The organism is Streptomyces sp. NBC_01257, from assembly GCF_035917255.1.
Lineage (GTDB): Bacteria > Actinomycetota > Actinomycetes > Streptomycetales > Streptomycetaceae > Streptomyces.
The window spans coordinates 1,629,985-1,652,101 of sequence record NZ_CP108472.1; the positions used below are offsets into that span (position 1 = coordinate 1,629,985).

Consider the following 22,117-nt stretch of genomic DNA (forward strand, 5'->3'; position numbering starts at 1 on the left):
CAACCTGAGAGCTTCACCGGTGCCCGCGGGGCGCACCGGCTTTCACCGTCGGTGAGGACGGGGTCCGGCCCGGCCGTGGCCGCGCGAAACCCGCCCTGCTTTCCAGAGTGACCTCGTCCGTGCGGTACGGGGGCCTGAGAGATTCCGGGGAGGATTTGCTCCTTCGGCGCCTGCCGGAATTTCTCCGGAGGACTCTCCCGCACGGGGTCAGCAGCCGACACCAGCGTACCAGCGGGGTTCCCGGCGCATTTCTCGAGTGGCCGACGCCACGGATCTGCACTTCTGTAGTGCCTGTGGAGTAGTCGCGACCAGTGGGAGGGACCGTGCAGACCGACATCGATCCGCGCAGCCTGATCGGCCGCAAGGCGTTCGACCGCAAGGGCACCAAGATCGGAACCGTGGACGAGGTGTACCTCGACGACGCGACCGGTGTGCCGGAGTGGGCGGCCGTACGCACCGGACTGTTCAGCCGGGACGCGTTCGTCCCGCTGGAACCGAGCGAGTTCGTCGAGGACGCCCTGCGCATCCCCTTCGACCGCGCCCTGATCAAGGACGCACCCGACTTCGGGGTCGGCCGCCATCTCTCGCCGGAACAGGAGCTCCAGCTCTACCGTCACTACGGTCTGGACTCGGCGCCCGCCGAGAGCGCCCCGGACCGCGACTTCGGCAAGCTGGCCGGCCAGGACGAGTAGTCCACCGGGTTCCGTACGAGCGGCAGCGGGTCGGCCGGCTGCAGCTCCGGATCATCGATACGGAACGTGCGGACCCGGCCGGGCGCCGATTCCGGCTCCTCGAACCGCACGGTCACCCGGCCGACCCCGCTCCCCTGCACCCAGCCGTGCCCGTGGGTGTCGTGCCGTACGTCGTGTCCGGCCGGCCAGCGCCGTGCGGCGAGCTGTTCGGCGCTCTCCTGCGCGGTCTCCTCGTGCGCGGCCCCGGCCGCTTCCTCGGCGGTGCCCGTCCCCGCGTCGGCCGGCTCCTCGGGGGCCACGGCGGCGGCCGCCCGCTCGTCGGCCGCCTGCGCGAACAGATCCTCCTGCGTGAAGTCGGCGAGCCCGGTGACACCGACGCCCAGCAGCCGTACGCCCCCGGTGGTGTCCACGGACTCCAGGAGCCGCGCCGCGGCCTCCCGGACCACCGTGGGGTCGTCGGTGGGCCCGCGGAGGGTCTCGGAGCGGGTGAGGGTGGAGAAGTCGTACCGCCGCACCTTCAGCACCACCGTGCGCCCCGATCGACCCGCGGCCCGCAGCCGCTGGACACAACGGTCGGCCAGCCGCTCCACCTCGGTCCTGACCCGGACCCGGTCGTGCAGATCGGTGTCGAAGGTGTCCTCGACCGAGACCGACTTCGCGTCGCGCTCGGCGACGACGGGCCGGTCGTCGTGACCGGACGCCATGCGGTGCAGGGAGCTGCCGTGCGCCTTCCCCAGCAGGCGTACGAGCTCCGCCTCCCCCGCTTCGGCCAGGTCGTCGACCGTCGTCATGCCGGCGCGGCGCAGATGGTCGGCGGTGGCGGGCCCGACACCGGGCAGGGTGCGCACCGGCATGGGAGCGAGCAGCTCCCGCTCCGTGCCCGGTTCTATCAGCAGGATCCCGTTGGGCTTCGCCTCCTCGGAGGCGATCTTCGCCAGCATCTTGGAGCCCGCGAGACCGACGGAGCCGCTGAGCCCCGTGACCGCCTCGATCGCCTCGCGCAGCTGCTCGCCGATCGCCAGGGCCGAGGCCGTGTCGTCGGCCGTACCGCCCGCCTCCAGGTCCACGAAGGCCTCGTCCAGGCTGAGCGGCTCCACCAGCGGGGACAGCCGGCCGAGCAGCTCCATCACCTGTTCGCTCACCGTGCGGTAGAGCGTGAAGCGCGGCACCAGGTAGGCCGCGTTCGGCGCCAGCCTTCTGGCCTGTGCCATCGGCATCGCCGAGTGCACCCCGAATCGCCGCGCCTCGTAGGAGGCGGTGGCGACGACCCCGCGCGGCCCGAGCCCGCCCACCACGACAGGCTTGCCGCGCAGACTCGGCTTCGCCGCCTGCTCCGCAGAGGCGTAGAAGGCGTCCATGTCGAGATGCAGGATGGTGGGCGCGGCTCTCACATCAATCGATGTTGCCCTACGGCACTGACAGTCGCCGCGTAGCAACGGCGGCCACGCCCCGGATTCCGGGGCGTGGCCGCCGTTGTCACCCGGTTCAGCCCGCCCGATTGCGCCGGCGGGCGAGCTCGTCGGTGGGGTTGTTGCCGACGAGGGTCTCGCCGGTGTCCACGCGCTCCCCGTGCAGCTGCGACAGCGCGGCGTCCACATCACGCCACACCACCCCTACGGCGATGCCGAAGACGCCCTGTCCCCCTTGGAGCAGGTCGACCACCTCGGCGGGTGAGGAGCACTCGTAGACCGTCGCTCCGTCGCTCATCAGCGTCATGCGCTCGAGATCCTGGAATCCGCGGGCCCGCAGGTGCTGGACCGTCGTGCGGATGTTCTGAAGCGCCACCCCGGTGTCGAGGAAGCGCTTCACGATCTTCAACAGGACGACGTCCCGGAAGCTGTAGAGACGCTGTGTGCCCGACCCGTAGGCCGGACGGACGCTCGGTTCGACCAGCCCCGTGCGCGCCCAGTAGTCGAGCTGCCGGTAGGTGATCCCCGCCGCCGCGCACGCCGTCGGCCCGCGATAGCCGATGTCGTTGGCCGATGTCATGCCGCCCCCCGCCACCGCATCCGGCGCAGCCGGCTGCCTGATGGTGTGGCCGGCTGTACTCCCCTGCTGCGGATACGGCCCGCCCGCTGCCGTACCGTCGCCGCTGCTGCTCACGCCGACCTCCGTCCTTGACCTGCCCACTCGAAGGTAGGCAGTCACCCGGGGTGCGTCAACGATCGCCACACTCGGCACGCCGAGTGATAATCACCCTGAGGGTGGTTTCCCGTGACCCTCGACCGGGAAAGGCTTGTCGGATGCGCCGGTGGCTCCCCTCAGGACGTCACTGACTGTTCGTACCGAAGTCCTCCGGCGAGATCTGGTCGAGGAACTCACGGAACTTCTCCACCTCGTCCTCCTGCTCGTCGGGGATGGCGATCCCCGCATCGTCGAGGACCCCGTCACTGCCGTAGATCGGCGTACCGGTGCGCAGGGCCAGGGCTATGGCGTCGGAAGGCCTCGCGCTCACCTCGACCCCGCTGGCGAAGACCAGCTCCGCGTAGAAAACCCCTTCGCGGAGGTCCGTGATCCGGACCTCGGTGAGCTCCTGGCCGACGGCCTCGAGCACATCCTTGAAGAGATCATGGGTCAGCGGCCTGGCCGGAGCCATGCCCTGCTGAGCGAAGGCGATCGCGGTCGCCTCACCAGGACCGATCCAAATGGGGAGGTACCGGTCGCCTCCCACTTCACGCAGGAGCACGATCGGTTGGTTGGAGGGCATTTCCACCCGGACACCCACAACGTCGAGCTCGTTCACACAGCAACCCTAGGACGTGCTCGGCAGGTTTGGGTAGTCGGGCTCCACCCGGATCAGTGGAGACGGATCCGGAGAGCGGTCTGCACGAGGGCCGAATGCAGCCGGACGGAGAGCTCCGCCAGCTCCTTCGCGGTGGCCTCGGCATGCGCTCTGGTCTGCGGATTCCGGTGCCGGCGCAGGGGCGCGACGACCTGTTCGATCAGCCCCGCCTCGCGGTCCGCGGCCGCGCGCATCGCCCGCAGATGCCGCGGTTCCAGACCGAATCGCCCCAGATCCGCCACAAGCCTGGCGACGGTGACCGTCTCGGCGTCGTAGCCGCCCTCGGCCGCCGGTGCGACCAGGCCGTACGACTCCCACGCGTCGAGGTCACTCTCGGTCACCTCGGCGGCGGCGAGAAGCTCCGCACGGCCGATACGGGCCGCGGTGACCCGGTTGGGCCCACCCGTCCAGCTGCCGTCGGCCAGGTCCCGCTCGCCGCCCGGGGACGGCAGGGTCACCTGTTCGCCCCGCGCGAGGGCGTCCAGGTGCTCCCGGATGACCCTCAGCGGCAGATAGTGGTCCCGCTGCATGCGCAGCACCTGAGCGAGCCGCTCGACGTCGTCACGGCGGAACTTCCGGTAACCGGAAGGCGTCCGCTGCGGCTCGACGAGCCCCTCGGCCTCCAGGAAGCGGATCTTGGAGATGGTGACTTCGGGGAACTCGTCGCGCAGCTGGAGGAGCACCGTACCGATGCTCATCGGGCGGTCGTCCGCGGTGGCGGTGCCGTGTCCGGCACCGCCCGTCGGTGTTCTCAGCATGGCCCTTCCTGGGGGCCCTCCCCCGACGGAGTCAGGAGGGGGCGGGTCAGATGCCGCGCTGGCTCGCGTAGAAGACCAGCCGGTACTTGCCGATCTGCACCTCGTCGCCGTTGGACAGCGCGACGGAGTCGATGCGCTCACGATTGACGTAGGTGCCGTTGAGACTGCCGACATCCCCCACCGTGAAGCTGCCGTCGGGACTCCGGCGGAACTCCACGTGCCGACGCGACACCGTCACGTCGTCGAGGAAGATGTCGCTCTGCGGGTGGCGGCCGGCCGTGGTCAGCTCGCTGTCCAGAAGGAAGCGGCTGCCCGAGTTCGGCCCCCGTCGCACGACCAGCAGCGCCGAGCCGAGCGGCAGGGCGTCCACCGCCGCCTGGGCCTCGGGCGAGAGGGACGGCACGGACGTCTGTCCGGTCGCCTCCGCCTCGTAGGCCTCCAGGCCCGAGATGGAGATGGTCGACGTCGTCTCCGAAGCACGCTCGGGCACTCCGCCCCGCAGCGGCGCACCGCAGTTGGAACAGAAACGGCTCGCCTCGGCGTTGCGGTGCCCGCACCTCGTACAGACCGGCATGGACGAAGCCTCCTGCCTCGGGGCGAACCCTCCACCCGTACTTGAGGTTGACGGTTCTCCGAAACCTATGCGGCCGGGACCGGCAGGGTCAACAGACGACGCGCCGGAACCACCCGAATTGTCACCCCCCGGACCTGCCACCTGGTCCCGGAAGAGGGGGCGCTCGCCGCCCGTCTCCTCGGTCTGGCCATGGCGCGGTGCGCGATGGCGTGCGGCCTCATCGCGAGCGCTCTTGCCGAACAACTTCCCAAACAACTTCACGGGCGATTCCCCTTGACCGAAACAGACCCGCCCGTGGGGCAGGACGAACCCTGAATGAACACACCTGCCGACCCGGACATCTTCACAACGTCCGTATCCACTCGACAGTTTCCACCACGCACCACCATTACGATGCGGCGACCCCCCGCAACCTCCTGCCCGTGTCCCCCGACGTCCACGCGTCCCCGGTTCACTGCGCCGACGACCGAGCGTAGTCAGGCCGCTCCGCCGGTCGCAAGGCGTCCACGACAATGTCGTCGGACTGCGTCACGTGCACGGTGGCCTGCTCCTTCTCCAGCGTCTGCACCACACCGCCGGGGATGTTCAGCGCCGGTTCGAGATCCTGCGGCTTGCCGATGACCTTGAAGACGTACGGGGCGGAGATCTTGCGGTCGTCGACCTTGACGGCACCTCCGTCGCCGGAGAAGTACGTGTTGGCCACCACGCGCACACCGTTGACCTCGATCGCCTCGGCACCCGCCGCCCGCAGCTCCTGGAGCGCGTCGAGCAGCATGTCCGCCTGCACCGCGTCTCCGGGATCGTTGATCGTGAGCGTGATGCCGGGGCCGTGGACCGCTACGGTACCCGCGAGGATGCCGAGTTGGCGCTCCTTCTCCACCGTCTGCTTGCGCGCCTCCTCCGCCTGGTCGGAGCTGTTCTCCAGCTCCGTGCGCTGGTCGTCGAGGCGCTGCTTCTCGTCCTCCAGCCGCTGCGTGCGGTCGTCCACCTCGTCGAGGATGCGGACCAGGTCCTCCTGCCGGGCGCCCCGCAGCGCACTGTTGTCGCTGTTGGACCGCACCTGGATGGCCAGTCCGAGGCCGAGGACGAACAGCAGGACCGCGACGATGAGTTGGGCACGGGTGACCCGGGGCGGCCAGATCCCCGCCATCAGCCGCTGGCGCCCGGTGAGCTCCTGGGGAGCGTCCGCGGGCTTCTCGCCGGTCTCGTCCCGGCCGCCGTCGTATGCGTCGTTGCTCATCGGCGTCAGGCCCGGAAGACGTGCCGGCGGATCGCGGCGGCGTTGGAGAAGATGCGGATACCGAGGACGACGACCACACCGGTGGAGAGCTGCGCTCCGACTCCCAGCTTGTCGCCCAGGAAGACGATCAGTGCGGCAACGACGACGTTCGAGAGGAACGAGACCACGAAGACCTTGTCGACGAAGATCCCGTCGAGCATGGCCCGCAGGCCACCGAAGACAGCGTCGAGTGCGGCCACGACGGCGATCGGGAGGTAGGGCTCGACCACCGCCGGCACTTCGGGCCGGACCAACAGTCCGACCACGACTCCCACGACGAGGCCCAGTACGGCGATCACGATGTGCCCTTCCCTGTCTGTGCCGCACCACTGCCGGTGTCTGCGGCCTTGTAAGGCTCTGCTGTCCGTACGATCAGGCTCGGGGCCGCCGGGAGGCTGACCTTCTCCTGGACGGAGATGCTGGTCCTGATGTCGAAGGTGTCCTTCAGCGACTGCAGGTACTGGCCGTCGGCGCTGTCCTGGAAGGCGGCGCTGAGCTTCTTCCCGTCCCCCACCGCGAGCACCGTGTACGGCGGCACGAGCGGTTTGTTGTCGACCAGTATGGCGTCGCCCGCCGCGCGGATCGCCGACAGGGCGGTCAGCCGCTGCCCGTTGATGGCGATGGCTTCGGCGCCGGACTGCCACAGGCCGTTGACGACCCGCTGCATGTCCCGGTCCCTGACCCGTCCCGTGTCGGAGAACCCGGTGGTCTCGCGCGGCCCGCCACCGCCCTGGTCGGTGTCCTTCGCGTCGTCGACGACGAGCTTCACGCCGGGGCCGTGCACCGGCGTCGCCCCGGAGAGCAGAGCCACCAGTTCGGCCTGGTCACCGCCGTGCTGCTCCAGCGCCTTGCGCTGACGCCTCCCCACGTCGTCGCGGACCTCCTCGACCTGCTTCTCGAGGGTGTCGGCCGCGGCCGTCTCCGCATCGATCCGGTCGATGAGCTCCTCGCGCTCCTTGGCCAGGACCGGCGCCGCGACCCGCGCCTGCGCAGCACCCAGGGTCACGACCAGCGCGGCGAGCACCAGGCAGGCCGCGAAACCGAGTTTCGCCTTGACCGTGCGGGGCATGCCCGTGCGTCCGTCGGCCTTGCGACGCGCCGCCGCCTCGGCGTATCCGTCGTCCAGGCTGTGGTCCATCACATTGGTCAGCAGCGACATGGACGCGTCCGGGCGCGCGGGCGGCGGGGAGGTACTCCGATCGGGGGGCTGCTGCGACATGCCGCACATCGTCGCATGTCGCGGCGGCTACCACCGAATGGCCCCACCGATGTGCGAGGGCAGGCCGAACGGTTCCGGCGGCAGCGCCGCGGGAACCGGAAAGCGTGCGGGTGCCGGGGCGGGGTCTCTCACCCGCCCCGGCACCCGGTCACGTCATTCGCCTGCGCTGTCGACGATCGCGGACCATTCGTCCAGGAGCGCCTGAGCGGAGGCGTCGTCGGGTCCTTCCGCCCACAGATGGGTGACCGCCTCGGCCCGGTCGGGCAGCACCATCACCCAGCGCCCGTCCGCCTCGACGACCCGTACACCGTCCGTCGTGTCGACGTTGCGGTCCCCCGCGGCCTCGACCACCCGGCGCATGACCAGTCCCTTGACGGCCCAGGGGGTCGCCACGTCGCGTCGCAGCACATGGGCGCGCGGGATCCGCGCGTCGATCTGGCTGAGCGTCAGCTGCGTCCTCGCCACCAGCCCGATGAGCCGTACGAACGCGGCGGAGCCGTCGAACACGCTGCTGAACTCGGGAACGATGAACCCGCCGCGCCCGTCACCGCCGAAGATGGTGCCTTCCTCACGCCCCACCCGGGTCAGGTCGTCGGGCGACGTCGTCGTCCACTCGACCTGGGTGCCGTGGTAAGCGGCCACCTGCTCGGCGACACGCGTGGTCGTCACGGGCAGCGCCACCCGGCCGCTGCGACGCTCGGCGGCGACGAGGTCGAGCATGACCAGCAGAGCCCGGTCGTCCTCCACGATCCGTCCCCGCTCGTCGACGAGCGAGAGCCGCTCGCCGACCGGGTCGAACCGCACCCCGAACGCGGCCCTGGCCGAGGAGACGATCTCCCCGAGCCGCACCAGTCCGGACCGCCTGGTCTCGGCCGACTCGGTGGGCCGGGACTCGTCGAGGCCCGGGTTGATGGTCAGCGCATCGACGCCGAGCCGCCCCAGCAGGCTGGGCAGCACAAGCCCGGCGCTGCCGTTGGACGCGTCGACGACGACCTTCAGCCCGGCGTCCGAGATCCCCGCGGTGTCCACGTTCCGCAGCAGGGATCCCGTGTACGAGTCGAAGACGCTGGACGGGAAGTGGAGGTCGCCGATCTCGCCGGGGAAGGCGCGGCGGTACTCCTGTCGTGCGTACACCCGGTCCAGCTTTCGCTGGCGGGCCTGTGAGAGATCCGCTCCCCGTTCGTCGAAGAACATGATGTCGACGGAGTCGGGAACGCCCGGCGAGGTGCGGATCATGATGCCGCCCGCGCTGCCGCGTGCGGTCTGCTGACGTGCCACCGGCAGGGGGACGTTCTCCAGGTCGCGCACGTCGATGGCGCTGGCCTGCAGGGCGGAGATCACCGCGCGCTTCAGCGCACGGGCGCCACGGGAGTGGTCACGTGCGGTGGTGACCGTCGAACCCTTCTTGAGCGTCGTCGCGTACGCGCCGGCCAGCCTGACGGCCAGCTCCGGCGTGATCTCGACGTTCAGGATCCCGGAGACGCCCCGCGCACCGAAGAGGTGAGCCTGCCCGCGCGACTCCCAGATCACCGAGGTGTTGACGAACGCGCCCGCCTCGATGGTCTTGAAGGGGTAGACGCGGACATTGCCCTGGATGATCGATTCCTCGCCGACGAGGCATTCGTCGCCGATGACGGCGCCGTCCTCGATCCGGGCCGCGCGCATGATGTCGGTGTTCTTGCCGATCACGCAGCCGCGCAGATTGCTGTGATCGCCGATGTACACGTTGTCGTGGACCACGGCCTTGTGGAGGAAGGCGCCGCTCTTCACGACGACGTTCGACCCGATGACCGTGTGTTCCCGGATCTCGACGCCGGCCTCGACCTTGGCGTAGTCGCCGATGTACAGGGGCCCGCGCAGGACGGCGTCGGGATGCACTTCGGCGCCTTCGGCCACCCATACGCCGGGGGAGATCTCGAAGCCGTCGAGCTCGACATCGACCTTGCGCTCGAGCACGTCCGCCTGGGCCTTCACATAGCTCTCGTGCGTGCCCACGTCCTCCCAGTAGCCCTCGGCGACATAGCCGTAGATCGGCTTGCCCTCCTTCATGAGCTGCGGGAAGACATCGCCGGACCAGTCGACCGATACATCGGCCTCGACGTAGTTGAAGACCTCGGGCTCCATCACGTAGATGCCCGTGTTCACGGTGTCCGAGAAGACCTGTCCCCAGGTGGGCTTCTCCAGGAAGCGTTCGACCTGACCCGCTTCGTCCACGATCGTGATTCCGAATTCCAGAGGATTGGGAACACGGGTGAGACAGACCGTGACGAGGCCGCCCTTTTCCTTGTGGAAGGCGATCAGGTCGGTGAGGTCGAAGTCGGTGAGCGCGTCACCGGAAATGACGAGGAAGGTGTCGTCCTTCAATGCCTCTTCGGCATTCTTGACACTCCCCGCGGTACCGAGCGGCTTCTCCTCGTTGGCGTAGGTGAGCTCCATTCCGAGCTCTTCGCCGTCGCCGAAGTAGTTCTTCACCAGGGAGGCCAGGAACTGGACGGTCACGACCGTCTCATTGAGCCCGTGCCGCTTGAGCAGCCGAAGCACATGCTCCATGATCGGCCGATTGGCTACGGGCAGGAGCGGCTTGGGCATGCTTGAGGTCATGGGGCGAAGGCGTGTGCCTTCACCACCTGCCATCACAACGGCCTTCATGTCGGAAACGTCCTCCTTGAAGAGACGACGGTCTAGCCGACTTCGCCCGTCGGGGCAGCATGTGTGTCATCAGCCGCGGGCCGGCCACGTTGCACGGCACCGCATCAACGAGCTCAATCGGCTACTGCATCCGCCTTGACCAGCCGGCGGACCTGAACCACGTAGAGGATCCCTGCCCACCAGTAGAGCGTTGTACCCCATCCTGCGAACGCCCATCCGAAAACAGTGGCCAGCGATGCCAGCCAACCACTTCCGTCACTGAGCAGCAACAAGGGGAATGCGTACATCAGGTTGAACGTGGCCGCCTTGCCCAGGAAGTTCACCTGGGGCGGCGGATAGCCGTGACGGCGGAGGATTCCCACCATCACGAGAAGCATCAGTTCACGGGCCAGGAGCGCGGCGGTGAGCCACAGCGGCAGGATCTCCCGCCAGGTCAGGCCGACCAGGGTGGAAAGAATGTAGAGACGGTCGGCAGCCGGGTCAAGGAGCCGGCCGAGGCTGCTGATCTGATTCCATCGGCGGGCGAGCTTACCGTCGAGGTAGTCGCTGACCCCGCTGAACATCAGCACCAGCAGCGCCCAGCCATCGCTCTGGGGCCCGCCGAACTCGGGGCGGAGAATCAGCCACAGGAAGACAGGCACGCCGACGAGGCGAGCCATGCTCAGGATGTTGGGGATGGTGAGGACCCGGTCCGTCTGAACGCGGGTCTCCTGGACCTCCACCCGGGGGCCTCCTGTGAAGAACGTGCCAATGATGCCCCCTGACCCTACCCTCAGCCCTGGCCAGGGGATGCACAGGGGTACCGGGAACATGGGCCCGTAAACGCGGAAAAGCCCCGTGCCACAAGGGCACGGGGCTCAACCATTCTAAAAGGAGTTCGGCGGCGTCCTACTCTCCCACAGGGTCCCCCCTGCAGTACCATCGGCGCTGAAAGGCTTAGCTTCCGGGTTCGGAATGTAACCGGGCGTTTCCCTAACGCAATGACCACCGAAACACTATGAAATTAACCAACACCGGAACAAAACACGGCCGTTCGTTATTTCAGAACTAACACAGTGGACGCGAGCAACTGAGGACAAGCCCTCGGCCTATTAGTACCAGTCAGCTCCACCCGTTACCGGGCTTCCACATCTGGCCTATCAACCCAGTCGTCTACTGGGAGCCTTAACCAATCAAGTTGGTGGGAATACTCATCTCGAAGCAGGCTTCCCGCTTAGATGCTTTCAGCGGTTATCCTTTCCGAACGTAGCCAACCAGCCATGCCCTTGGCAGGACAACTGGCACACCAGAGGTTCGTCCGTCCCGGTCCTCTCGTACTAGGGACAGCCCTTCTCAATATTCCTACGCGCACAGCGGATAGGGACCGAACTGTCTCACGACGTTCTAAACCCAGCTCGCGTACCGCTTTAATGGGCGAACAGCCCAACCCTTGGGACCGACTCCAGCCCCAGGATGCGACGAGCCGACATCGAGGTGCCAAACCATCCCGTCGATATGGACTCTTGGGGAAGATCAGCCTGTTATCCCCGGGGTACCTTTTATCCGTTGAGCGACAGCGCTTCCACAAGCCACTGCCGGATCACTAGTCCCGACTTTCGTCCCTGCTCGACCCGTCGGTCTCACAGTCAAGCTCCCTTGTGCACTTACACTCAACACCTGATTGCCAACCAGGCTGAGGGAACCTTTGGGCGCCTCCGTTACTCTTTAGGAGGCAACCGCCCCAGTTAAACTACCCATCAGACACTGTCCCTGATCCGGATCACGGACCCAGGTTAGACATCCAGCACGACCAGAGTGGTATTTCAACGACGACTCCACAACCACTGGCGTGGCCGCTTCAAAGTCTCCCACCTATCCTACACAAGCCGAACCGAACACCAATATCAAACTATAGTAAAGGTCCCGGGGTCTTTCCGTCCTGCTGCGCGAAACGAGCATCTTTACTCGTAGTGCAATTTCACCGGGCCTATGGTTGAGACAGTCGAGAAGTCGTTACGCCATTCGTGCAGGTCGGAACTTACCCGACAAGGAATTTCGCTACCTTAGGATGGTTATAGTTACCACCGCCGTTTACTGGCGCTTAAGTTCTCAGCTTCGCCGACCCGAAAGTCAGCTAACCGGTCCCCTTAACGTTCCAGCACCGGGCAGGCGTCAGTCCGTATACATCGCCTTACGGCTTCGCACGGACCTGTGTTTTTAGTAAACAGTCGCTTCTCGCTGGTCTCTGCGGCCACCCCCAGCTCAGGAAGCAAGTTCCCTCACCAGTGATGGCCCCCCTTCTCCCGAAGTTACGGGGGCATTTTGCCGAGTTCCTTAACCATAGTTCACCCGAACGCCTCGGTATTCTCTACCTGACTACCTGAGTCGGTTTAGGGTACGGGCCGCCATGAAACTCGCTAGAGGCTTTTCTCGACAGCATAGGATCATCCACTTCACCACAATCGGCTCGGCATCAGGTCTCAGCCTTAATGTGTGACGGATTTACCTACCACACGGCCTACACCCTTACCCCGGGACTACCACCGCCCGGGCTGGACTACCTTCCTGCGTCACCCCATCGCTTACCTAGTACAAGTCTGGTTCGTCGGCTCCACCACTACCCTCAACTCCGAAGAGATCGGGCCGGCTTCACGGACTTAGCATCGCCTGATTCAGTATTGGGCGTTTCAAAGCGGGTACCGGAATATCAACCGGTTGTCCATCGACTACGCCTGTCGGCCTCGCCTTAGGTCCCGACTTACCCTGGGCAGATCAGCTTGACCCAGGAACCCTTAGTCAATCGGCGCACACGTTTCTCACGTGTGTATCGCTACTCATGCCTGCATTCTCACTCGTGAACCGTCCACAACTCGCTTCCGCGGCTGCTTCACCCGGCACACGACGCTCCCCTACCCATCCCAGCAGGCGTTGGCCCTTAATGCTGGAATGACACGACTTCGGCGGTACGCTTGAGCCCCGCTACATTGTCGGCGCGGAATCACTTGACCAGTGAGCTATTACGCACTCTTTCAAGGGTGGCTGCTTCTAAGCCAACCTCCTGGTTGTCTCTGCGACTCCACATCCTTTCCCACTTAGCGTACGCTTAGGGGCCTTAGTCGATGCTCTGGGCTGTTTCCCTCTCGACCATGGAGCTTATCCCCCACAGTCTCACTGCCGTGCTCTCACTTACCGGCATTCGGAGTTTGGCTAAGGTCAGTAACCCGGTAGGGCCCATCGCCTATCCAGTGCTCTACCTCCGGCAAGAAACACACGACGCTGCACCTAAATGCATTTCGGGGAGAACCAGCTATCACGGAGTTTGATTGGCCTTTCACCCCTAACCACAGGTCATCCCCCAGGTTTTCAACCCTGGTGGGTTCGGTCCTCCACGAAGTCTTACCTCCGCTTCAACCTGCCCATGGCTAGATCACTCCGCTTCGGGTCTTGAGCGCGCTACTAAATCGCCCTATTCGGACTCGCTTTCGCTACGGCTTCCCCACACGGGTTAACCTCGCAACACACCGCAAACTCGCAGGCTCATTCTTCAAAAGGCACGCAGTCACGACGCACCGAGTAAACTCGATGCGCGACGCTCCCACGGCTTGTAGGCACACGGTTTCAGGTACTATTTCACTCCGCTCCCGCGGTACTTTTCACCATTCCCTCACGGTACTATCCGCTATCGGTCACCAGGGAATATTTAGGCTTAACGGGTGGTCCCGCCAGATTCACACGGGATTTCTCGGGCCCCGTGCTACTTGGGTGTCTCTTAAACGAGCCGTTAATGTTTCAGCTACGGGGGTCTTACCCTCTACGCCGGACCTTTCGCATGTCCTTCGCCTACATCAACGGTTTCTGACTCGTCTCACAGCCGGCAGACTATGAAAAAGAGATCCCACAACCCCGCATGCGCAACCCCTGCCGGGTATCACACGCATACGGTTTGGCCTGATCCAGTTTCGCTCGCCACTACTCCCGGAATCACGGTTGTTTTCTCTTCCTGAGGGTACTGAGATGTTTCACTTCCCCTCGTTCCCTCCACACTGCCTATGTGTTCAGCAGCGGGTGACAGCCCATGACGACTGCCGGGTTTCCCCATTCGGACACCCCCGGATCAAAGCTTGGTTGACAGCTCCCCGGGGCCTATCGTGGCCTCCCACGTCCTTCATCGGTTCCTGGTGCCAAGGCATCCACCGTGCGCCCTTAAAAACTTGGCCACAGATGCTCGCGTCCACTGTGCAGTTCTCAAACAACGACCAGCCACCCATCACCCCACCCTTACAGGCGAGTTCACTGGGGCCGGCAACCGAAGGACGACCATTACGGCCGTACCTTCAGATACCCAACAGCGTGCCCGACACAGTCAACCCGTCTTCATGTTCCACGCCGAAGCAGTACTTACGAAAACCAGCCAACCGTGCCGAATAGTCAACGTTCCACCCATGAGCTAACCACCGTCGAACATTTGTCGACGTAGTGGCTCTGGATTCCTTGCGGAATCTAGATGCTCCTTAGAAAGGAGGTGATCCAGCCGCACCTTCCGGTACGGCTACCTTGTTACGACTTCGTCCCAATCGCCAGTCCCACCTTCGACAGCTCCCTCCCACAAGGGGTTGGGCCACCGGCTTCGGGTGTTACCGACTTTCGTGACGTGACGGGCGGTGTGTACAAGGCCCGGGAACGTATTCACCGCAGCAATGCTGATCTGCGATTACTAGCAACTCCGACTTCATGGGGTCGAGTTGCAGACCCCAATCCGAACTGAGACCGGCTTTTTGAGATTCGCTCCGCCTCGCGGCATCGCAGCTCATTGTACCGGCCATTGTAGCACGTGTGCAGCCCAAGACATAAGGGGCATGATGACTTGACGTCGTCCCCACCTTCCTCCGAGTTGACCCCGGCAGTCTCCTGTGAGTCCCCATCACCCCGAAGGGCATGCTGGCAACACAGAACAAGGGTTGCGCTCGTTGCGGGACTTAACCCAACATCTCACGACACGAGCTGACGACAGCCATGCACCACCTGTCACCCGACCACAAGGGGGGCCGTATCTCTACGGCTTTCCGGGCGATGTCAAGCCTTGGTAAGGTTCTTCGCGTTGCGTCGAATTAAGCCACATGCTCCGCTGCTTGTGCGGGCCCCCGTCAATTCCTTTGAGTTTTAGCCTTGCGGCCGTACTCCCCAGGCGGGGAACTTAATGCGTTAGCTGCGGCACCGACGACGTGGAATGTCGCCAACACCTAGTTCCCAACGTTTACGGCGTGGACTACCAGGGTATCTAATCCTGTTCGCTCCCCACGCTTTCGCTCCTCAGCGTCAGTAATGGCCCAGAGATCCGCCTTCGCCACCGGTGTTCCTCCTGATATCTGCGCATTTCACCGCTACACCAGGAATTCCGATCTCCCCTACCACACTCTAGCCTGCCCGTATCGACTGCAGACCCGGGGTTAAGCCCCGGGCTTTCACAACCGACGCAACAAGCCGCCTACGAGCTCTTTACGCCCAATAATTCCGGACAACGCTTGCGCCCTACGTATTACCGCGGCTGCTGGCACGTAGTTAGCCGGCGCTTCTTCTGCAGGTACCGTCACTTTCGCTTCTTCCCTGCTGAAAGAGGTTTACAACCCGAAGGCCGTCATCCCTCACGCGGCGTCGCTGCATCAGGCTTTCGCCCATTGTGCAATATTCCCCACTGCTGCCTCCCGTAGGAGTCTGGGCCGTGTCTCAGTCCCAGTGTGGCCGGTCGCCCTCTCAGGCCGGCTACCCGTCGTCGCCTTGGTAGGCCATTACCCCACCAACTAGCTGATAGGCCGCGGGCTCATCCTTCACCGCCGGAGCTTTTAACCTTCCCCCATGAGAGAGAAAGTATTATCCGGTATTAGACCCCGTTTCCAGGGCTTGTCCCAGAGTGAAGGGCAGATTGCCCACGTGTTACTCACCCGTTCGCCACTAATCCACCCCGAAAGGCTTCATCGTTCGACTTGCATGTGTTAAGCACGCCGCCAGCGTTCGTCCTGAGCCAGGATCAAACTCTCCGTGAATGTTTTCCCGTAATCGGGTAGACACACACGAGAGCGGAACGGTCAGGTCGGAATAAGACCGACCGTTCACTGTGTCCTCGCTGTGTTCATTGCCTACCAGGCCGGTAAAGACCTGCTAGGACTTTCAAAGGAACCTCGAACCTGCCGAAGCAGGTCGGGGTATCAACATATCTGGCGTTGACTTTTGGCACGCTGTTGAGTTCTCAAGGAACGGACGCTTCCTTTGTACTCACCCTCTCGGGCTTTCCTCCGGGCGCTTCCCTTCGGTCTTGCGTTTCCGACTCTATCAGACTCTTTCGTGTCCGATTCCCGGTCGAAGCGGGCCTCGCATGTCTTGCAATTTCTCGCCCTGAGGAATTCGCTTTCGCGTTTCCCTTTCCGGCGAGTCCGACTCTATCAGCCGTTTCCGCTCCCCTTTACCGGCCCCCCGCAGACATGCGGGTGCCCGATTTCGGGTTAGGGTCTGGGCTTAATAGTCGCCGCCGACCCCCGACTCAAAGTCGCGTTGGGGCCAGGCAGGAGTACGACAGTACAGGCTGCCGGTAGTCGAGGCAAATCGTTTCCGGTACACCCCTAGGTCCTCGAACCACCAGGACTCGGGCGGAACCGGGACTTCTTATGACTTACTCTGCTGAGCAGTACGCCGTGCTCCTACCAGCCGCGGCGGCGCCATTGAAGCTCCACTCTGGGAGGCCCCCATGACCACTGTGACGTCCCCTCTTGCCGGACGCGCCATCGGGCTCGCTGCGGTACCCGACCCGGTCTTCTCCGGTGCGATGGTGGGTCCCGGTACCGCCATCGACCCCGTGCGCGAGCCGTCCGAGGCCGTCTCGCCCGTCGACGGCATCGTCGTCTCCCTTCACCCGCACGCCTTCGTGGTCGTGGACGGCGAGGGGCACGGAGTGCTGACCCACCTCGGTATCGACACGGTCCAGCTCAACGGCGAGGGCTTCGAGCTGCTCGTGAACAAGGGCGACACCGTCACGCGCGGCCAGGGAATCGTCCGCTGGGACCCGGTCGCGGTCGAGGCGGCCGGCAAGTCGCCGGTGTGCCCCATCGTGGCACTGGAGGCGACGGCCGATTCGCTGTCCGACGTCATCGAGGACGGCGACGTGAAGGTCGGCGACACACTGTTCGGCTGGCAGTAACGCGTTCGGCGCAGTGACAGCCAACGGGATATCCACCGCGGGGGCATCTGCCGCCGCACAACCGGAGACGGGTGAAATGCAGACAACGCTGCGAGGCGTAGGCGTCAGCCACGGTGTGGCGATCGGCGAGGTACGGCACATGGGCACGGCAGTGCTCGAACCGCCGGCCAAGCAGATCCCGGCCGAGGAGGCCGAGCGCGAGCAGGGCCGGGCCCGGCAGGCCGTGGAGGCTGTGGCGGCCGACCTCATCGCGCGCGGCAACCTGGCCGGTGGCGAGGCCCAGCACGTGCTGGAGGCCCAGGCCATGATGGCGCAGGACCCCGAGCTCATGGCAGATGTGGACCGCCGTATCGCGGTCGGCAGCACCGCCGAGCGCGGTGTGTACGACGCGTTCGCGTCCTACCGGGCGCTGCTGGCGGGCGCCGGCGAGTACCTGGCTGGCCGCGTCGCCGACCTCGACGACGTGCGCAACCGGATCGTGGCGCGCCTGCTCGGTGTGCCGATGCCCGGTGTCCCGGACAGTGACGAGCCCTATGTGCTGATCGCGCGCGACCTGGCCCCGGCCGACACGGCGCTGCTCGACCCCACGCTGGTGCTCGGCTTCGTCACCGAGGAGGGCGGGCCGACGAGCCACAGCGCGATCCTGGCGCGGGCGCTCGGTGTGCCCGCCGTGGTGGCGCTCCCCGGCGCCGGTGAGCTGGCCGAGGGAACCGTGATCGCCGTGGACGGCAGCACCGGCGAGATCTTCGTCGAGCCGAGCGCCGAGAAGCGCGCGGAGATGGAGAGCGCCGCCGCCGCGCGCAAGGCCGCGCTGTCCGCGTCGACCGGTCCCGGCGCGACGTCCGACGGCCACAAGGTGCCGCTGCTCGCCAACATCGGCGGGCCCGGCGACGTGCCGGCGGCCGTCGAGGCGGGTGCCGAGGGTGTCGGTCTCTTCCGTACCGAGTTCCTCTTCCTGGACGACAGCAAGCAGGCGCCGACCGAGGAGAAGCAGATCGCGGCGTACCGCGCCGTGCTTGAGGCGTTCCCCGAAGGCCGTGTCGTGGTCCGGGTGCTGGACGCGGGTGCGGACAAGCCGCTGGACTTCCTGACGCCGGCGGACGAGCCGAACCCGGCGCTGGGTGTGCGCGGGCTGCGCAGCCTGCTGGATCACCCCGACGTGCTGCAGACCCAGCTGACCGCACTGGCGAAGGCGTCCGAGGGGCTGCCGGTCTACCTCGAGGTCATGGCACCCATGGTGGCGGACCGGGCGGATGCCAAGGCCTTCGCCGACGCGTGCCGTACGGCCGGGCTGCAGGCCAAGTTCGGTGCCATGGTCGAGATTCCGTCGGCCGCGCTGCGGGCGCGCTCGGTGCTGCAGGAGGTGGAGTTCCTCTCGCTGGGCACCAACGACCTGGCGCAGTACACCTTTGCCGCGGACCGTCAGGTGGGTGCGGTGTCCCGGCTTCAGGACCCGTGGCAGCCCGCGTTGCTGGATCTGGTCGCGATGTCGGCCGACGCCGCCAAGGCCGAGGGCAAGAGCTGTGGTGTCTGTGGTGAGGCTGCCTCCGATCCGCTGCTCGCCTGTGTCCTGACGGGTCTGGGCGTGACGTCGTTGTCGATGGGTGCCGCGTCCATTCCTTATGTACGCGCCACGCTGGCGAAGTACACGCTCGCCCAGTGCGAGCGGGCCGCGTCGGCCGCGCGTGCGGCGGACTCCGCCGAAGAGGCGCGGGTCGCCGCGCAGGCGGTGCTGTCGGGCGAGTAGGGCATGCGCGCAGGGCCTGCACGGTCCGGGCGTTGCGTGAGAAGGGGCTTCCCGCCGATCGTGGCGGGGAGCCCCTTCCGGCTGTCAGCGGTGCGTCTCCGGTTCGTCCGCGCCGATGTCGAAGCCCGCGCAGTATTCGACGCCGGACTCCGGGGAGACGGGCTCACCGGTGTCGGCGTCGGTGCAGTAGGCGCTGAAGACCTCGCCCGCGGTGAGCGGGGCGAGAACGCCGGCCGTCAGGCGCCAGCCGTGGACGCGGTCCGGCGTTCCCGGGGCGCTTGTCCGCAGCACGACTCCCCCATGGCTTTCCAGCGCGATGCCGACGGCCAGCACGGTCACGAACTCGGCGCCTTCCGCCGAGTCGAGCTGCGCCGGTCCGCCGGCGCCGCGCTCGGTGTGCAGGGCGGCGAGCAGCTGCTCGTTCTCCGTGGGGGTGCTGCAGACCAGGTGGTGCGTGCCGGGGCCTGCTGCCTCCAGGGTGCGCAGCAGGAGGTGGGAGGCCCGGTCGAAGGCCGCGCGCCCGATGTCCTGTCCGCAGTCGGCGCACTCCCCGAGCCCGGCCAGGAGCATCGTGGCGTACTCCCAAGTGGCCCGCCGTACCGACCGGGCGACCAGGAGCGGGATCAGGGTATCGATGGGTTGTCCGGTGTAGGCGACGGTGGCGCCGCAGGACGCGATCTCCGCGGTGAACCGGCTGCGGCCGGCCGGGCTGTCGGGGGCGATGCCCGACTCCGCGCAGTACTCCGCGTACTCCTCCGGGTCGAAGAGGGCGACCGTCGTGTGCATGCCCTGTGCGGCGAATGCCTTGAGCAGGCCTTCCACCTGCTGCAGGTAGACGGAGTGGTCGTCGAAGGTGAAGGTGCGGTAGCGCCGCATCGCCGCGAAGTCCTGTTCATCGGTCAGGAGGCCGATGGTGCTCGGTGCTTCGCGGCGCAGCGTGCGTCGCATCGTGGTGCCGGTCCGGCCGCGGACGGTGGTCCGCCTGTTCCTGGTCTGCGCCATGACTCCCCCAGTGCGCTGTCGATCATTGCTCACTCAGAGTAATCACCGGCACTGACAACGCGTCGGTCAGCGGCGCTTGCGGGCCAGTTCCTCGTAGAAGTGGAGGAGTTCCAGGTTGTCGATCGAGCCGGGGTTGACGGCCTTGGCCAGGGCCGTTCCCTGGAGGAGGCGTTTGACCGGAACCTCGATGCGTTTGCCGGTGAGGGTGTGCGGGATGCCGGGGACCTCGATGACCTCGTCCGGCACGTGGCGGGGCGAGAGGTTCTCGCGGATGGTCCGCTTGATGCTGTCGCGCAGGGCGTCGTCGAGGACGGCGCCGTCGGCGAGGTGGACGAACAGCGGCATCCAGTAGCCGCCTTCGGGTTCCTCCAGGCCGATGACGAGGGACTCGCGGATCTCGGGGAGGCGCTCCACGGCTTCGTAGATGTCGGCGGAGCCCATGCGGACGCCCTGCCGGTTGAGGGTGGAGTCGGAGCGGCCGTGGATGACGACGGATCCGCGGTCGGTGATCGTGATCCAGTCCCCGTGCCGCCAGGTGCCCGGGTACATCTCGAAGTAGCTGTCGCGGTAGCGGCTGCCGTCGGGGTCGTTCCAGAAGCGGATCGGCATGGACGGCATGGGCTGGGTGACGACGAGTTCGCCGACCTCGCCGGTCAGCGGCCGGCCCGCGGGGTCCCAGGACTGGAGATCCGTACCGAGGCACGCGGCCTGCAGCTCGCCGATGTGGACGGGGAGGGTGGGGACTGCGCCGGCGAAGCAGCTGCAGACGTCGGTGCCGCCGCTGACGGAGGCGATCCACAGGTCGTCGGCCACCTCGTCGTGCAGCCAGCGGAAGCCGTCGGGCGGGAGCGGGGAGCCGGTGGTGGCGACGCACTGGATGCGGGAGAGGTCGAAGTCGCGGCCCGGGTGGATGCCGGCCTTGCGGCAGGCCATGACGTAGGCGGCGGAGGTGCCGAAGAGGGTGGCGCCGGTCTGTTCGGCGACGCGCCACTGGGCGCTGACGTCCGGGTGGCCGGGGCTTCCGTCGTACAGCACGAGGGTGGTGCCGGTGAGGAGGCCGGAGACGAGGAAGTTCCACATCATCCAGCCGGTGGAGGTGTACCAGAAGAAGCGGTCCTCGGGTCCGAGGTCGCAGTGGAGGCCGATCTGCTTGAAGTGTTCGAGCAGGATGCCGCCCTGGGACTGGACGATGGCCTTGGGGAGGCCGGTCGTGCCCGAGGAGTAGAGGACCCACAGCGGGTGGTCGAAGGGGACCTGCTCGAAGACCGGCTCGGTGTCGGCGGCGGTGAGGGCCGACCAGTCGAGGGCGCCTTCGGGGGCGTCGGTGCCGAGCAGCGGGATGTGGACGACGGCGCGCAGCGTGGGCAGTTCGCGGCGCAGCTCGGCGACGGTGTCCGCGCGGTGGTGTTCCTTGCCGCCGTAGCGGTATCCGTCGACGGTGAACAGGACGACGGGTTCGACCTGCTGGAAGCGGTCGAGGACGCTGCGGGCGCCGAAGTCGGGGGCGCAGGAGGTCCAGACGCCTCCGACGGCGGCGGTGGCGAGGAAGGCGACGACCGCCTGCGGGATGTTGGGGAGGTAGCCGCTGACGCGGTCGCCGGGGGTGATGCCCAGGGCGCGGAGTTCGGCGGCGAGGGAGCCGACCTGGCGGCGCAGCGCGGACCAGGAGAGGGGGACCTGGGTGTGGGTCTCGTCGACGTGGAGCAGCGCGGGGGCGTCGGCGCGCAGCGGGTCCTCGGCGGTGCGCAGCGCGTGTTCGGCGTAGTTGAGGGTGGCACCGGGGAACCACTGGGCGCCGGGCATCGTGCGGTCGCCGATGACGGTTTCGTACGGGGTGGAGAACCGCACGTCGAACCATTCGGCGACGGCCTGCCAGAAGGTGTCGAGGTGGTCGACGGACCACCGGTGCAGGCTCGCGTAGCCGCCCTCGGCCGGTGCTCCGTGGCGTTCGGCCGCCCAGCTCTGGAAGCGGGTGACGGCGGCGGCCGCGATGCGGTCGGGGCCGGGCTGCCACAGGGGGGCTTCGTCGGCTGCTGAGGTCATGGGGCGGCTCCCTGGCTGTACGGGTACGCGGTGTGTGCGTGAGTCGCGCGCACGGGCTGGGGTGTGCGCGTGAGGCGGCTTTCACGGACGATGCCATGTGATCGTCTTTCGCACCAGGGTTGCCCGCCCATGGGCGCGTGTCCCTCTGTGTGGTCCGGCCACACCTCCGCCGGGTGCGTTCCCCGCCGGGCCATGGGTGAACGG

General features: G+C 66.5%; 15 protein-coding genes, 3 rRNA genes and 1 riboswitch. Of the genes, 3 read left to right on the forward strand and 15 right to left on the reverse strand.

The window, feature by feature from the left end; all coding sequences use genetic code 11:
* Positions 1–112 precede the first annotated feature (112 nt).
* Positions 113–210: riboswitch (glycine riboswitch) on the reverse strand.
* A 113-nt stretch (positions 211–323) separates the two neighbouring features.
* Positions 324–692, forward strand: a complete 369-nt coding sequence (locus OG408_RS06585) for a PRC-barrel domain-containing protein (RefSeq protein WP_266776348.1) — start codon at positions 324–326, stop codon at positions 690–692.
* Here the strand turns inward: OG408_RS06585 and OG408_RS06590 are convergent.
* From OG408_RS06590 to OG408_RS06650, 13 genes are all read right to left on the reverse strand, one after another.
* Positions 617–2,083, reverse strand: a complete 1,467-nt coding sequence (locus OG408_RS06590; RefSeq protein WP_266776349.1) for a DNA polymerase IV — start codon at positions 2,081–2,083, stop codon at positions 617–619. The two genes, OG408_RS06585 and OG408_RS06590, sit on opposite strands and share 76 nt — an antisense overlap.
* A gap of 94 nt (positions 2,084–2,177) precedes the next feature.
* The gene (locus OG408_RS06595; protein ID WP_266776350.1) at positions 2,178–2,795 is read right to left on the reverse strand and encodes a MerR family transcriptional regulator; all 618 of its coding nucleotides are present in this window, start codon (positions 2,793–2,795) and stop codon (positions 2,178–2,180) included.
* A 166-nt stretch (positions 2,796–2,961) separates the two neighbouring features.
* Positions 2,962–3,435 (reverse strand): bifunctional nuclease family protein, encoded by a 474-nt coding sequence (locus OG408_RS06600; protein WP_006123076.1) that lies wholly within the window; start codon positions 3,433–3,435, stop codon positions 2,962–2,964.
* Positions 3,436–3,488: 53 nt separating this feature from the next.
* Positions 3,489–4,232 (reverse strand): transcriptional regulator FtsR, encoded by a 744-nt coding sequence (gene ftsR / locus OG408_RS06605; RefSeq protein WP_285574368.1) that lies wholly within the window; start codon positions 4,230–4,232, stop codon positions 3,489–3,491.
* 46 nt (positions 4,233–4,278) lie between these two features.
* Positions 4,279–5,067 carry an FHA domain-containing protein gene (locus OG408_RS06610; RefSeq protein WP_266776354.1) on the reverse strand — a complete coding sequence of 263 codons (789 nt, stop codon included), beginning with the start codon at positions 5,065–5,067 and terminating at the stop codon, positions 4,279–4,281.
* A gap of 190 nt (positions 5,068–5,257) precedes the next feature.
* Positions 5,258–6,046, reverse strand: a complete 789-nt coding sequence (locus OG408_RS06615) for a DUF881 domain-containing protein (RefSeq protein ID WP_405402249.1) — start codon at positions 6,044–6,046, stop codon at positions 5,258–5,260.
* A gap of 5 nt (positions 6,047–6,051) precedes the next feature.
* Entirely contained in the window at positions 6,052–6,384 is a 333-nt protein-coding gene (locus tag OG408_RS06620) for a small basic family protein (protein ID WP_003970459.1), read from the reverse strand.
* The gene (locus OG408_RS06625) at positions 6,381–7,304 is read right to left on the reverse strand and encodes a DUF881 domain-containing protein (protein ID WP_285574403.1); all 924 of its coding nucleotides are present in this window, start codon (positions 7,302–7,304) and stop codon (positions 6,381–6,383) included. The genes OG408_RS06620 and OG408_RS06625 overlap by 4 nt, the downstream gene beginning before the upstream one ends.
* A 153-nt stretch (positions 7,305–7,457) precedes the next feature.
* Positions 7,458–9,953 (reverse strand): mannose-1-phosphate guanyltransferase, encoded by a 2,496-nt coding sequence (locus OG408_RS06630; RefSeq protein WP_266776360.1) that lies wholly within the window; start codon positions 9,951–9,953, stop codon positions 7,458–7,460.
* A gap of 113 nt (positions 9,954–10,066) precedes the next feature.
* Positions 10,067–10,675 carry a CDP-alcohol phosphatidyltransferase family protein gene (locus OG408_RS06635; RefSeq protein WP_266776362.1) on the reverse strand — a complete coding sequence of 203 codons (609 nt, stop codon included), beginning with the start codon at positions 10,673–10,675 and terminating at the stop codon, positions 10,067–10,069.
* A 153-nt stretch (positions 10,676–10,828) separates the two neighbouring features.
* Positions 10,829–10,945, reverse strand: a 5S ribosomal RNA gene (gene rrf, locus OG408_RS06640).
* Between the two features lie 79 nt (positions 10,946–11,024).
* Positions 11,025–14,149, reverse strand: a 23S ribosomal RNA gene (locus tag OG408_RS06645).
* Between the two features lie 298 nt (positions 14,150–14,447).
* A 16S ribosomal RNA gene (locus OG408_RS06650) occupies positions 14,448–15,973 on the reverse strand.
* The 16S, 23S and 5S rRNA genes sit together here, the layout of an rRNA operon.
* Before the next feature lie 698 nt (positions 15,974–16,671).
* Between OG408_RS06650 and OG408_RS06655 the strand changes: the two genes are divergently transcribed.
* Together OG408_RS06655 and ptsP are read left to right on the forward strand one after the other, a co-directional pair.
* A complete protein-coding gene (locus OG408_RS06655; protein WP_266776364.1) occupies positions 16,672–17,121 on the forward strand; it encodes a PTS sugar transporter subunit IIA in 450 nt (149 codons plus the stop codon).
* Between the two features lie 76 nt (positions 17,122–17,197).
* The gene (ptsP, locus tag OG408_RS06660) at positions 17,198–18,868 is read left to right on the forward strand and encodes a phosphoenolpyruvate--protein phosphotransferase (RefSeq protein WP_266776366.1); all 1,671 of its coding nucleotides are present in this window, start codon (positions 17,198–17,200) and stop codon (positions 18,866–18,868) included.
* 84 nt (positions 18,869–18,952) lie between these two features.
* Here ptsP and OG408_RS06665 read toward each other — a convergent pair whose 3' ends face one another.
* Both OG408_RS06665 and OG408_RS06670 read right to left on the reverse strand, forming a co-directional pair.
* Positions 18,953–19,870 carry a hypothetical protein gene (locus tag OG408_RS06665; protein ID WP_266776368.1) on the reverse strand — a complete coding sequence of 306 codons (918 nt, stop codon included), beginning with the start codon at positions 19,868–19,870 and terminating at the stop codon, positions 18,953–18,955.
* A 66-nt stretch (positions 19,871–19,936) separates the two neighbouring features.
* A complete protein-coding gene (locus OG408_RS06670) occupies positions 19,937–21,913 on the reverse strand; it encodes an acetoacetate--CoA ligase (protein ID WP_326668845.1) in 1,977 nt (658 codons plus the stop codon).
* Positions 21,914–22,117 lie beyond the last annotated feature (204 nt).

Coding starts and splice junctions, on each gene's coding strand:
- OG408_RS06670 (WP_326668845.1), bottom strand. CDS start 21,913: ATGACCTCAGCAGCCGACGAAGCCCCCCTGTGGCAGCCCGGCCCCGAC.
- OG408_RS06665 (WP_266776368.1), bottom strand. CDS start 19,870: ATGGCGCAGACCAGGAACAGGCGGACCACCGTCCGCGGCCGGACCGGC.
- ptsP (WP_266776366.1), top strand. CDS start 17,198: ATGCAGACAACGCTGCGAGGCGTAGGCGTCAGCCACGGTGTGGCGATC.
- OG408_RS06655 (WP_266776364.1), top strand. CDS start 16,672: ATGACCACTGTGACGTCCCCTCTTGCCGGACGCGCCATCGGGCTCGCT.
- ftsR (WP_285574368.1), bottom strand. CDS start 4,232: ATGCTGAGAACACCGACGGGCGGTGCCGGACACGGCACCGCCACCGCG.
- OG408_RS06615 (WP_405402249.1), bottom strand. CDS start 6,046: ATGAGCAACGACGCATACGACGGCGGCCGGGACGAGACCGGCGAGAAG.
- OG408_RS06630 (WP_266776360.1), bottom strand. CDS start 9,953: ATGAAGGCCGTTGTGATGGCAGGTGGTGAAGGCACACGCCTTCGCCCC.
- OG408_RS06625 (WP_285574403.1), bottom strand. CDS start 7,304: ATGTCGCAGCAGCCCCCCGATCGGAGTACCTCCCCGCCGCCCGCGCGC.